The organism is Pseudoalteromonas sp. GCY (assembly GCF_016695175.1).
GTDB lineage: Bacteria > Pseudomonadota > Gammaproteobacteria > Enterobacterales > Alteromonadaceae > Pseudoalteromonas.
This window is the reverse complement of the sequence record NZ_CP068023.1, coordinates 4,112,426-4,125,430: the sequence shown is the minus strand read 5'-3', so window position 1 is coordinate 4,125,430 and position 13,005 is coordinate 4,112,426. Positions and strand designations below refer to the sequence as shown.

The 13,005-nt window shown below is 43.3% G+C and carries 9 protein-coding genes; 8 read left to right on the top strand and 1 reads right to left on the bottom strand.

What is annotated here, in order from left to right:
* Positions 1-4 precede the first annotated feature (4 nt).
* The 6 genes from JJQ94_RS23845 (at position 5) to JJQ94_RS23820 (ending at position 8,161) form a co-directional block, all read left to right on the top strand.
* The gene (locus JJQ94_RS23845) at positions 5-1,015 is read left to right on the top strand and encodes a TauD/TfdA family dioxygenase (RefSeq protein ID WP_099030020.1); all 1,011 of its coding nucleotides are present in this window, start codon (positions 5-7) and stop codon (positions 1,013-1,015) included.
* 48 nt (positions 1,016-1,063) lie between these two features.
* Positions 1,064-2,683: a cyclic peptide export ABC transporter gene (locus tag JJQ94_RS23840; protein ID WP_099030019.1), complete on the top strand. Its 1,620-nt coding sequence runs from the start codon at positions 1,064-1,066 to the stop codon at positions 2,681-2,683.
* Positions 2,684-2,697: 14 nt separating this feature from the next.
* The gene (locus JJQ94_RS23835) at positions 2,698-2,907 is read left to right on the top strand and encodes a hypothetical protein (protein ID WP_099030018.1); all 210 of its coding nucleotides are present in this window, start codon (positions 2,698-2,700) and stop codon (positions 2,905-2,907) included.
* Between the two features lie 326 nt (positions 2,908-3,233).
* On the top strand, positions 3,234-4,595 hold the full coding sequence (glmU, locus tag JJQ94_RS23830; protein ID WP_099030017.1) for a bifunctional UDP-N-acetylglucosamine diphosphorylase/glucosamine-1-phosphate N-acetyltransferase GlmU: 1,362 nt from the start codon (positions 3,234-3,236) through the stop codon (positions 4,593-4,595).
* A gap of 159 nt (positions 4,596-4,754) precedes the next feature.
* Entirely contained in the window at positions 4,755-5,999 is a 1,245-nt protein-coding gene (locus JJQ94_RS23825; protein ID WP_099030016.1) for an HlyD family secretion protein, read from the top strand.
* A gap of 17 nt (positions 6,000-6,016) precedes the next feature.
* A complete protein-coding gene (locus tag JJQ94_RS23820) occupies positions 6,017-8,161 on the top strand; it encodes a peptidase domain-containing ABC transporter (RefSeq protein ID WP_099030015.1) in 2,145 nt (714 codons plus the stop codon).
* Between the two features lie 51 nt (positions 8,162-8,212).
* Here the strand turns inward: JJQ94_RS23820 and JJQ94_RS23815 are convergent, their stop codons facing one another.
* Positions 8,213-8,413, bottom strand: coding sequence for a hypothetical protein (locus JJQ94_RS23815; protein WP_039493184.1), 201 nt, complete (start codon positions 8,411-8,413; stop codon positions 8,213-8,215).
* Between the two features lie 233 nt (positions 8,414-8,646).
* Between JJQ94_RS23815 and JJQ94_RS23810 the strand changes: the two genes are divergently transcribed.
* Positions 8,647-9,852 (top strand): lanthionine synthetase C family protein, encoded by a 1,206-nt coding sequence (locus tag JJQ94_RS23810; protein ID WP_099030014.1) that lies wholly within the window; start codon positions 8,647-8,649, stop codon positions 9,850-9,852.
* A gap of 9 nt (positions 9,853-9,861) precedes the next feature.
* Positions 9,862-12,990, top strand: coding sequence for a lantibiotic dehydratase (locus tag JJQ94_RS23805; protein WP_099030013.1), 3,129 nt, complete (start codon positions 9,862-9,864; stop codon positions 12,988-12,990).
* Positions 12,991-13,005: the final 15 nt, after the last annotated feature.

Sequence of the window (13,005 nt, the reverse complement as noted above, 5' to 3'; positions counted from 1 at the left end):
ATCCATGTTAAAAGATACTGTAATTTTCAAAGAGCAATACAACGGTCAAATGCCAGCTGCACTTCAGGAGCGTTTTTTACCTGAAGGTCCAGATTTCCCGCTTGTAATTGAAGATACTAGCGGAACACACAGTGCCGCGCAGTGGGTTGCTGACAATGCAGAAAAAATAGATCAGCAGCTGAAACAATACGGTGCGATTCTATTACGTGGTTTTAATCTACAGAATGAAGACGACTTCCGTGACGTCGCAAATGAGTTTATTCCGACACTCGCAAAATATATGGAAGGCGCGACACCTCGCACCAATCTCGGCAAAGGTGCTTACACCTCAACTGAGTTTCCTAATGAATTGAGCATCGCACAGCACAACGAATTGTCATACGTTAAACAATGGCCAATGAAGATTGCATTTAGCTGCATGATCCCAGCAGAGGAGCGCGGTGCGACGCCTATCGCTGACGTTAGAAAAGTGCATGACTATATTGACGCTGATATTAAAGCCAAGTTTGAACAGCATGGTTGGATGTTAGTGCGCAACTATGGCAATGGCTTAGGTCCTACTTGGCAAAAAGCATTCAACACTGATGATATTGAAGAAGTTAAAGCATACTGTCAGAAAGCGGATGTTGAGTTGGAAATTATCAGCGCCGATCAAATCCGTACTCGCCAAGTGCGTCCTGCTATTCGTGATCACATTCATACCGGTGAAAAGGTGTGGTTTAACCATGCTGCATTCTGGCACCCGTCGAGCCTGTGTCCAGTGATTAGAAAAGAGTTGGTGTCTCAATTTGGGGAAGAAGCGTTAACTTATAACACAATGTATGGCGACGGTTCTGTGATCCCAGATGACGTGATTGAGCATATTAATGAAGCCTATAAAAAAGCGACCGTAACTTTCCTGTGGGAAAAAGGCGATGTGTTACTGATGGACAACATGTTGGTATCACACGGCCGCGACCCATTCAAAGGCGAGCGTCGGATAGTTGTTTCAATGGGCGAGCCAGTGGAACTATAAGTTAGTCATGTGGCTCGTGGCTACGAGCCCCAAAATAGCAGGTTTATTATGTTGCTTTACTATATTAAAAAATTCAAAAAGATCATGTTCTTATCGGGGCTCGCTAGTTTGTTTACAGCGGCTACATCGATAGCTTTGTTTCATATGATAGGGGAAAGTGGGGAAACAGGTTTTCAGCCTCTAGAGGTTGTTGTGTTTGCGGTATTAGTCACGTTTTTATTAGCGGCTTCAATGACGACAAGTTACTTTCTCTCTCAATACAGTGCAGGCACAGTAAACAGTGTGCGCCAAAACCTCGTTAGTCGTATTTTGGGAACCGATTATGACAAACTAGAAAAAGCAGGTAGAGCACGACTATATAACGTTCTGACCAATGACGTGAATGCTATCTCGGGGGCGCTCGCTGAGATGCCTGCTTTCGTTTATAACAGTTTTCTGTTGTTGGCTTGTTTCGGTTATCTATTTGTACTGTCTGAAGTGATGTTTGGCATTCTTGTATTAGCAGCACTAGTGTCGTTTTTAATCACAAAAATAGTAATGACAAAAATAACCAAGGCTGCGAACCAAATGCGTGAACATCAAGATCATGTATTTGAAGGCTATAAGGGGATTTTAGATGGCGCGAAACAATTAACAGTTAACAAAGCGAGACGCCAGTACTTTTTTGAAAAACGTCTGCAGCCAGTGATGACTGAGTTACGCAGCAGCGAGCGTGAGTATGGCTTTGCCTGGGACATTAACCGCAATATAAGTCAGGTCGTGATTTTCATCACGTTGGGCACCATAGTTGCGGTCAGTCATTATCTACAGCGCACCGAATTAGTAATGAGTTATATCCTTATCGTAACTTACATTGCAGCACCATTCGGTTACGTGATGAACCTATGGCAAAACATCGCTAGGGCACGCGTTTCAATGCAAAAAATCGAATCTTTACAGCTGGGCAGTGAACAAGGTGAATTAACTACGGATGAGCACGCGTCGCTTTCAGACAACTGGAATAAGTTAGTTTTTAAAGATGTCTCTTTCGCTTATGAAGCGAAAGGAGAAGATACGGCTTTTTCTTTGCCAAAACTGAACCTGACGTTTAATAAAGGAGAAATTATTTTTATTACCGGTGGTAACGGCAGTGGTAAGTCAACATTCTTACACTTGCTATTGGGTCTTTACACACCCTCAAAGGGCGTAATAAAAGTGGATGAACAAGAAGTACATGCAGCTCAACTTGATAGTTACAGAGATAAAATTACGATGGTGCTGCCTGATTTCTACCTTTATCGCGAGCTGTTAGATGCTAAAGGTGACCCAGTAGATAGAGAAAGGGCGAATACATTGCTGGCTCAGTTTCAATTGGATCACAAGCTAAGCGTGGATGAGGAAGGGTTTTCCGCTACACAGTTTTCCCAAGGACAGAGAAAGCGTTTGGCATTGATCGCCTCAATTCTCGAAGATAAAGATATCTACGTGCTAGATGAATGGGCTGCGGACCAAGACCCACATTTTAGAGCGCTATTTTATCAGGAATTACTGCCATGGTTGAAATCGCAAGGTAAAACCGTGATTGCAGTCACTCATGATGACAAATATTTCCACCTCGCTGATCGCCATATCAAGTTCGATCAGGGACAGGCTGAAGAATTGAACCAGAAAAAACAACAAGCTGCATAATTAAAGGAGCACATATGTTTGATTTTATCAAAGGTCGCAAGACCCCAGAAACGCCAAAAAATACGGATATCGAAGCTGTTGGAGCAGAAAGTGAAGTGACGGTGAAAGAATCTCAGTACACCGTTGGTGGTAAAGTGGTGAAAGAGCGCCATGTAACCGTTACCAAAGGGGATGGCGGACCAGTTCCAACCACGCCGACTCCACCTCAATCTCCAGCCAAATAGAAGCTGAACATTGAGTGGCGCGAAGCGTAAGCTTCGTGCCACTTTAGCTTGCTTTTAGCGTGTTAAAACGATTCAGCTGACTGTGTTGTAGGTACTATTACATTCTTTTAACGTATTTTTTGACTAAACCGCTGTGTGGAAGAAAAGTACACTCTTACCTTTCTCACCAATCCTCGCTACAATATTGCGCAATTTGTACTTAGTAAGTGCTTGTTGTCTGCTAAAGCCATTTTAGTATTACGGTGCACAATGAAGTGACCGGATTAAAGACAAGAGTATTGAACCGTACGTTTGTTTTTTGACACAAGAAAAAGGATCCTGTGTTCATGCCGTTAAATACAATTATTCTTGCTGCGGGCAAAGGCACTCGCATGCGCTCTAAGTTGCCAAAAGTACTTCACCCTATCGCTGGAAAGCCAATGGTTCAGCATGTTATCGACAATGCGGTCTCATTGGGCGCGCAGTCTACCAATTTAGTTTTCGGTCATGGTGCGCAGCAGCTACAAGCCGCGTTATCACATAATGAAGTGAACTGGGTGCATCAATCTGAGCAGTTGGGTACTGGTCATGCTGTCGCGGTAGCAAAGGAGCATATTGGTGATGACGATAAAGTACTGATCCTCTATGGTGATGTGCCTCTCACAAAGCTGAGCACGCTACAGCGTTTGCTGGATGTGACGCCAGATAACGGCCTTGCGGTACTCACTGTTGATTTAGCCAACCCGACTGGTTACGGCCGTATGCTGCGAGAAAGTGGCAAATTGGTTGGTATTGTCGAACAAAAAGATGCCTCTGCGGAGCAACTTGCTATTACCGAGATCAATACAGGCATAATGGCGGCTAACGGTGGATTATTGAAAAAGTGGCTTGGACAGCTATCGAACAATAACGCACAAGGTGAATATTATCTCACTGATATCGTGGCGATGGCGCACAGCGAAGGGGTAGAAATTACCTCTGCACAGCCTGATGATGAAATGGAAGTAGAAGGTGCGAATAATCGTGTGCAACTTGCTGCTTTAGAGCGCGCTTATCAAACTTGGCAAGCTGAAACCTTGATGATTAATGGTGCTAGTTTAGCGGATCCTGCTCGCATCGATGTGCGTGGACAGGTAACAACTGGCGAAGATGTTCAGATTGATGTTAACGTGATATTTGAAGGCCATGTTGAAATTGGCGATGATGTCGTTATTGGTCCTAACTGCGTACTGAAAAACTGTAAAATCGGCAATGGCGTAGTTATTAAAGCTAATACGCTTATCGAAGATGCGCTGGTCGCTGATAAGTGTACTTTAGGTCCATTTGCTCGCTTGCGTCCTGGCGCGATAATGGAAGAAGATTCTCATATCGGTAATTTCGTAGAGATGAAAAAGTCTCGTTTGGGTAAAGGCTCAAAAGCTAATCACTTGACCTACCTTGGAGATGCTGAAATTGGGGAAAAAGTGAATATTGGTGCCGGCACCATCACTTGTAACTATGACGGTGTGAATAAGTCTAAAACCATTATCGGTGATAATGCCTTTATTGGCTCTAATTCATCACTCGTTGCACCGGTTGAAATTGGTAGTACGGCAACGATTGGTGCAGGTTCAGTGATTACCTCAAGTGTTAAAGATGAGCAATTGGCAGTCGCGCGAGGAAAACAGCGTAACTTGGATGGCTGGCAGCGTCCAATTAAGAAGTCATAATATTATTTAATTTTTAATATCATACAGATAGCGTTAAATCTTTCCAAACCTAAATAAGGCAAGTGTGACTTGCCTTATTTCATTCCTTTCTGTTACCACCCGTGGTACATTGTATTTTCAATAAAAAAATATTAACAATAATATTACCCGATAAGTGCTATGGAAAATTTATTTCGCCGTGAGGTGTTAGAGCATAAACAGCACCGCTTAGAGGGCACAATTAGCTTAATCCAACCGCCCGTATTTAAGACCCTGGGATTACTCATTTTAACGGTTGTGATTTTAAGTATCGTGTTTCTATCAAGTGGTAGCTATACCAGAAAGGAAAGAGTATCTGGCGTTATTGAACCCAGTGGTGGACTGCTGCGTGTTGCTGCAATGCAACAGGGGGTGGTGTCTGAAGTATTGGTCAAAGAGGGTGAACAAGTCGCTGCTGGGCAACCTTTGCTGCGAATTGCATCTGCAAAACATAGCACCGAAGCCACTGAGTTGAATCAAGCATTGCTGAATCAATATCGCTTTCAGCAAAAGAACTTACTACAGCAGATAGAACAACTACGTGGACAGTACCAGCTTGACATTGAAGAGCTACAGCAACAAGAAACGACCGCAAAAGAAAAACTAAAAGAACTTGAGAGCCAAGCAAGCACGTTCCAAGAGCGGCTACTACTTAATCAAGATTTAGTATCGCAAATTGCGACGTTAAAAGGCACTGGTTATATTTCTGAACTAGAATTACAGCGCCAAAAAGACACCCTACTTTCACTAAAGCAGCAAGCTTCTTCAATCCGTTCAGAACGCATAGCGCTTGAGTCACAGCTTAAAAACATCAAAAATCAATTGGCGAAATTGCCGATTGAACATCAAAACCGAATTTCTCAGCTGCAATCGCAGCAAGCTGATCTATTGATCCAAATATCATCGATTGAACAAGAGCGACTTGGTGAAGTCCGCGCGGCCCAATCCGGTGTCGTCACTGGATTGCTGGCTAAGCTTGGCAAAAATGTCTCCATGGGTCAGCATTTACTGACGCTCATCCCTGAACATAGTGATATGCAAGCAATTGTTTATATCCCAACTTCGGCTTTTGGTTTTATCAAAGAGGGGCAGGAAACAAAATTGCGCTACCATGCGTTTCCTTACGAAAAGTTTGGTATATACAAAGGAAAGATTGTAGAGCTTAGTAACAGTGTTATCTTGCCTGAGGAAACCAACATGCCAGGCATTATTCAAGAGCCTGCGTACCGTGTAGTGGTTGCGTTGGATGAACAGGTAGTAAAAGCATATGGTAAAGATACAGTCTTGCGTGCAGGTATGACGCTTGATGCGGATATTGTGGTAGAAGAACGCTCTTTATTGCGTTGGTTGTTTGACCCAGTATTTAGCATCAAAGGCCAGTTATAAGAAGTAAAAGGGTTGATATGGAAATGGAACATGAAGGCGCAGCCAATAAGTTAGAGTTTTGGTCGCGGAAATCTTTACCAGTGATCATCCAATCAGAAGCGGCAGAGTGTGGCCTTGCGAGTCTTGCTATGGTTGCTGGATATCATGGCTATCGCACTGATTTAACTCGCTTAAGGCAGCGTTTTAGTATTTCAATCGAGGGCTGTACGCTGCTCGATATTATGCACTTTGCTGAAAAGCTCCATTTAACTTCAAGGCCTCTGCGAATTGAGCTTGAAGATCTAGATGCGCTGCAAGCACCGGCAATTTTACACTGGGACATGAACCATTTTGTGGTGCTTAAAAAGGCCAACGAAAAGCGCATCGTGATCCATGACCCCGCTGGTGGCGAAAAAACCTTTACGATGGAAGAAGCCTCTAAGCATTTTACTGGCGTGGCATTGGAGTTAACGCCAACCAAAGACTTTGAAAAGAAAGAGCAAAAAGCGAGCCTTAGATTCTCCGATTTTTGGAGTCGTATTACGGGCTTAAAACGCTCACTGTTGCTTATCTTTATGCTATCCATCTTGCTACAGGTATTTACGCTGGCAGCGCCCTATTATATTCAGCTGGTTATAGATGATGTCATACTCACTGGTGACACCTCTCTCTTGACGGTGCTGGCGATAGGGTTCTTTTTAGTACTGCTTTTTGAAATCGCTACCAATGCGCTGCGTGGCTTTACCTTGCTGCACTTTGGCAATCAGATGAATATTCAATTGGGGGCGAACCTATTTCACCACTTAGTGCGCTTACCCATCGCCTATTTTGAGAAGCGCCATATGGGGGATGTTGTTTCTCGCTTCGGCTCTCTTCAGCAAGTAAAGCAGCTCCTTACAACGGGAGTCATTGAAGCGATTATTGATGGCTTAATGGCGATTATTACCTTAGCGATGATCTTCTTCTATAGTCCTATGTTATCAGCGGTCGTATTGGTGGCTGTGATCACATACGCGATTATCAGAATGGTCATGTATAAGCCATTTCGTAATATCAGTGAGCAAGAAATCATGGCGCGCGCGGAAGAAAACTCCAACTTTATGGAAACGGTACGCGGGATCCAAACAATTAAATTATTTGGCTCAGAGGTCAAGCGGGAAGGACAGTGGCAAAATCGCTACGCTAGTGCGATTAACCACAATATCCGCTTGGGCAATTTTAAAATTGGCTACGACGCGATTAACCGGGCGCTATTTGGTATCGAGAATATCATTGTGGTTTATTTGGCGGCGCACTTGGTGATTGCTGGTGGATTTAGTACCGGTATGCTGTTTGCTTTTATGTCTTACAAGCGTCAGTTTATGGATAAGACTGCAAACCTTATAGAAAAGCTCATTGAGTTTAAAATGTTAGGCCTCCACTTTGACCGTATCGCTGATATTGCTTTAACGGATAAAGAAGAGTTACAACCAGATCAATATCGTAAACTGAATATCGAAGGCAAAATTGAAGTAAAAAACCTGTCGTTCGCATATTCAGACGCAACACCAAATGTAATTGAAAAACTAAACTTAACAATCAATGCGGGCGAGTCAGTAGCAATCACAGGGCCTTCCGGTTGCGGTAAGTCGACGTTACTTAAGTTAATGTTAGGGTTAAATAAGCCATCTAATGGTGAAATCTTGGTGGATGGCATATCTCTTAGCCAAATTGGCGCTAGACAATACCGCCAGCAGATTGCTGCGGTGATGCAAGACGATGAGCTTCTATCAGGTACTGTGGCTGATAATATCGCCTTTTTCGATTCCCCGATTAATATGGAAAAAGTGGTGCACTGTGCCCAGCTTGCTGCCATTCATGATGATATCAGCGATATGCCAATGGGATATGACAGCTTGATTGGTGACATGGGGTCTAGCTTATCTGGAGGACAGAAGCAGCGGATCATCTTGGCGCGTGCTCTGTATAAAGATCCGAAAATACTGTTTATGGATGAAGCGACAAGTCACCTTGATACTGGGTTGGAAGAAGATATTAATGATGCAGTATCTCGGTTGAAGATAACGCGTATTATCATCGCGCACCGGAAAGAAACCATTGCCTCGGCTGACAGAGAAATTAAGCTCAAAAAGCCAGTGCACCATGAAGGGGAAGAGCAAACCTCGACATCGGGATCTGAATAAATAAAGCGAGCATACAGCTCGCTTTATTTTAAGGCTTACTGCTGTAGCAAATTATGGGATCTGACAAGTGTGCTCCCGGCAAGAGTGGTTACGACCTGTCCAACAATCGCCATAGCGATCTGTGAATAGAGAGCCAGCCGGAGAATTAGCCTGAACATCACCGCCAGCAATTTGAGGTGTCATATTCGCTGGAATAGATTTGCTGTCATTTGAGAGTGCTTTTATGCACTTTTTGTTTAGTGTCAATTTCATTCGTTTTTCCTTACTTATGTTGGTTAATGGCAGTCCTTTATTTCAATCCTTTTGCTACACGCATTGAACGCGTGTGTACAAAAGTTAAGCTAGTTTCAGTTTGAATAAATGTCAACATTTTGTTTTTTTTGATGGCAACCTGTATATCAAAGTTTGAGTTTGGCCAAACAAAAGGTTAACTTACCTATGGTGAGTACAGATATTATAATTAGAGAGTTGAAACAAGGATAAGTATGCTAAAGGCGTTAGATTTAGAAAAAAAAGAACAAATCCTGTCTATAGTGGAAAAGCTAGCCAAGCAGGTTGAATCAAATCTTGAAGCTGTGAACAGTAACGGTTTGCTTAGTGGTTTAGCTGGGCACTTATTGTTTTTATTTCGAGCTGCAAACTTTAATGATGCTTGGGTCGATGAGGAAAAATTTCATCTGGCGCTAGATAAGCTCCAAAATGAATTGGCAGAGCAAACCCCTGAACTGAGTTCAGGGCTAGCTGGGCAAGCTTGGGTGCTTGAGTATTTTAACCAGTATGACGACGAAGAGTATGATCCTGAGATGCTGGAGGAGATAGATAACTTCTTTAACACGGCACTCGACTTTTCTCCTTGGACTGGAGAAATTGAAATGGTGTTAGGCCTTGCCGGATATTCTCCCTATATCTCACGTCGTGCAAAAAAGACTCAACAAAGTACTTTATTTGATCGTCTTGTTACGGGGTATGAGTCGGTTGCGGTAGAGCTAGATGGTCAGCAGGTTGCTTGGTCTCAGCCGAAGCAATCGGTATATAGATTTGACAAAGAAAATCTCGAACAACATGAGTTTAACCTTGGGCTTGCTCATGGTGTACCTGGGATTATCGCGGCACTTATTCCTGCGCTTCAGGACGAAAAAGTAAAACTGCGGGCGCAAAAACTGGTTGTTGCGGGCTGTAATTGGTTGCTTGAACAACAAAGTCATGCTGATGATAAGAAAGCTTGCTTTGGATCATGTGCAGGAGACGAGCACCACTCTCGCTTAGGTTGGTGCTATGGTGACTTAACGATTGCGTTAACACTTGCAAGAGCTGGGCATGCGCTAGACAAGCCAAGCTATGTTGAACAGGCACTGGAAATCGCGTTGTTTAACGTCGATAGAGACGCGAAGCAAGGCCATATTAACGATGCCGGACTTTGTCATGGTTTTTTTGGGTTGGTAACCATTTATCAACTGCTCAACCAAGTTATGCCTCATCCTAAGTTACAGCAGGCCGCCTTAACCTGGCTAGATTATGGCTTAAATCAGTACCAAGAACGTGGACTAGAGGCCTTGTATTCATATAACGGTTTGGAAAAGGTGCATCAAGAAGATTTTAGCTTTTTAATGGGTTTTGCTGGTATTGGTTTAGCGCTCATCGGTGTGCTGGATGACAATCTTGATTGGACCGATTGTCTATTAATGAGTTAAGGAGTAACTATGCCAGCTAAAATAACAACAGACTCCTTTTTTGTTCTACGAACACCAAAACTGCCGATTGAAACCTTGTTCAATCAGCAAGATAGTAATGCGATGTTAAGTGCCTGGCTTGTCACACCAGGGGTGATGGAAGCCTTGTACGTTGCAAGTCCATCTCTATTAGAGCGATTGGAACAGTGGCGTGAAAAGCCGAACTCCAAGCAGGGGAAAAAAGTCGCATTGGCGCTATTGCGATACCTCATTCGAATGTCTTCACGACCTACACCCTTTGGTCTTTTTTCTGGTGTCCATACGGGTAAAATTGGCTCAGAAACTCGTCTTGTGAGTGATAGCGCAGAGCATGACTCCCGCAAAACTCGCTTAGACATGTTTCTGTTGTCTGCAATTCGATCTCATTTAGCAGAAACTGAAGCAAAATCAGATAATTTGTCTTATTTACCTAATCCATCTCACTACTTTATAGCAGATCAGTGCCGCTACATCGAAACTTACCTTTCTGATGACACCATGCAGTATCGCCTGAGTGCCGTTGATAGTGATGAGTACTTCGTCACTATGCTGGAACTGGCGAAACAGAAGCTAAGTTTTTCTCAGCTCATTGAGCAATTTTGTTTGCGCTATAGTGAAGCCGAATATGAGGAAGTTAGTGCATACCTTGAAGAACTCATCATTGAAGGTGTATTAATTCCCGATATTCCGCTACCACTTACTGGTGAAAGTCCCGACATCGCGTTGATAAAAGCGTTAAAAAATGTTGCACCTGTAGAAGTTTACGCCAAGTTGGAGCAGGCGACTCATGACCTTGCAGTGATGGATGAAGCGGGACAAGCGAAGCCTGAGCAATACCAAGCCATTTTTAAATACCTTTCTGAGCTACCGGTTAAAGTTCAAGAAAACAAACTTTTCCAATCAGATACTTACCGCGCCTTTTTACATTGTGAAATGTCACAGCAAGAAGTTGCAAGAGTGAATAAACAACTGCAATTGATTGCGAGCTTAAATCGCAGCGCTAAGCATAACCCACTTGAAAACTTTATTAATAAGTTCAACACGCGGTTTGAAGGTCAATTTGTACCTTTGGATATGGTGTTGGATGATGAGTCGGGTATTAGTGTCTCCACGGAAACCGGTTATGATGCCCCGCTAGTAGGTGGTTTACAGTTGGGTCGAGCGAGTAGTGGACAAGCTAGCGCCCCTGACTATACCGAACTGGATCACATTATTGAGCAGGCTGTGACATTGCCAAGTAATTTAGGCAAAAGCTGTGTGGTCCTGACCAGTAGCGAATTGAAGCAAAAAGTTAAGGATAAAGTAGAACTTAACTTGCCACGTTCAATGGCTGTGATGTTGAGTTTATTTGAGGACGAAAAGTCGAATCCTGTGTTCAAGTTCAATGGCTGTTATGGACCGTCGGCAGCTAATCTTTTGGGTCGTTTCTGCCACCTTGATGAAACATTAAAAGAGTCGGTTATTGATCATTTAGAGCAAGAGCATAGTCACAGTGAAGAGGTAATCTTCGCTGAAATTGTACATATGCCAGAGGGAAGGCCTGGTAACGTGATTGCGAGGCCACATTTACGGCAGTACGAAATCGTTTTTATGGCAGACAGTTCACTAGACCTTGAATACCAGATCCCGCTAAGTGATCTGTATGTTTGGGTCGAAAGCCAGCAGGTTAAGCTCTGGAGTAAGCGACTCAATAAACGCATTATTCCGCGTTTGTCGAGTGCACATAACTTTTCTGCTCGAAGCTTGAGCGCTTATAAATTCCTTTGTATGTTGCAGCATCAAGAAAGTGAAACGCCTAAATTTTCACTGCCTTCAAGCCTAAGAAACGCAACTTATGTGCCGCGCATCATGTTAGATAACCTGATTTTGCATGAGAAAACATGGCGTATTGAACGCAAAGAACTAGAAGCGTTATTAGTTAATCAACACATCGACGCAAATAAGCTTCAACAGCTCAAAGATAAGTATTTGTTAGATGATTGGGTAAGTTTTGCCGCAGGAGATAATGTTTTAACTTTGAACTTAAGCCAAAGTGCGATGGTAGAAGTGTTGCTGATGGAAACCAAAGGCCGCAATACGGTTGAGCTCAGCGAAGTATTGGCATCTCAACTGACGCCGCGTGTAACGGATGCACAAGGTCGTCATTACGCGAATGAAATCATTGTTCCTTTACTTAATGAGAATGCGACTCCTCATACGCACTTTGCAGAAAAGCCACTAGAAAATATTACCGCCACACCAATCTCTCGGCGCTTCAGTGCGGGTTCCGAGTGGCTTAGCTTAAAAATATATTCGGGTAATACCATTGTTGAGCAGCTACTTTATGAGCAGTTATTGCCGCTTATTGAGGAAAATAGTGCATTATTCGATAAGTGGTTCTTTATTCGCTATGGCGATCCGGATTGGCATCTACGCTTACGCTTCCAAGGCAAGCCAGCAGTGCTTTGTGGAGAGTTATTGCCAAAACTCAATCAGCTATTGTCACCTATGATAGAGAGCTCTCAGCTGCATAAAGTTGAATTAATGACTTATGAGCGAGAAGTCGAGCGCTACGGCGGTCCGCAATCGATGACTTTGATCGAAAGCTTGTTTATGTTTGACAGTGAGCTTATTGCGAAAAGTTGTCAACTAGTTGAAGCGTTCGGAGAAGATGTCCGTTGGCGTATCGCATTGGCTTGTACTAACCGTTTGCTGACGCTATTTAATTATGATGCGGAACAAAAGCTATCACTGATCTCTTCATTGCGCGCAGGGTTTGGTAAAGAATTCAATGAGAGTAGCGCGCTGAGAAAGCAGCTCGGTAATCGTTATCGCGATCACCAAACACAGCTCGATGATGACTTTACGAAGCTTAATATTGCGAGCCTAGCGCAATGTGATGAGACGCAGCAAGCGATGTTGGCGCTGTTAGAGGCGTGGCAGAAGCAGGCAGAGCCAGTGGTGAAGGAAATTTTGACATTAGAAAAGTCAGGTTCACTTAATTTGAGTATACAATCATTACTCGGCTCTCTTTTGCATATGCATAACAACCGTATGTTTAAAGCCTATGGTCGAGAGCAGGAATTTGTTATTCATGATATGTTGAGACGAAAGTACTTCTCTGAGTCTAAAGTCTCTTAGGGGATGAAAAGGTTG

Coding starts and splice junctions, on each gene's coding strand:
- JJQ94_RS23845 (WP_099030020.1), top strand. CDS start 5: ATGTTAAAAGATACTGTAATTTTCAAAGAGCAATACAACGGTCAAATG.
- JJQ94_RS23840 (WP_099030019.1), top strand. CDS start 1,064: ATGTTGCTTTACTATATTAAAAAATTCAAAAAGATCATGTTCTTATCG.
- JJQ94_RS23835 (WP_099030018.1), top strand. CDS start 2,698: ATGTTTGATTTTATCAAAGGTCGCAAGACCCCAGAAACGCCAAAAAAT.
- glmU (WP_099030017.1), top strand. CDS start 3,234: ATGCCGTTAAATACAATTATTCTTGCTGCGGGCAAAGGCACTCGCATG.
- JJQ94_RS23825 (WP_099030016.1), top strand. CDS start 4,755: ATGGAAAATTTATTTCGCCGTGAGGTGTTAGAGCATAAACAGCACCGC.
- JJQ94_RS23820 (WP_099030015.1), top strand. CDS start 6,017: ATGGAAATGGAACATGAAGGCGCAGCCAATAAGTTAGAGTTTTGGTCG.
- JJQ94_RS23815 (WP_039493184.1), bottom strand. CDS start 8,413: ATGAAATTGACACTAAACAAAAAGTGCATAAAAGCACTCTCAAATGAC.
- JJQ94_RS23810 (WP_099030014.1), top strand. CDS start 8,647: ATGCTAAAGGCGTTAGATTTAGAAAAAAAAGAACAAATCCTGTCTATA.
- JJQ94_RS23805 (WP_099030013.1), top strand. CDS start 9,862: ATGCCAGCTAAAATAACAACAGACTCCTTTTTTGTTCTACGAACACCA.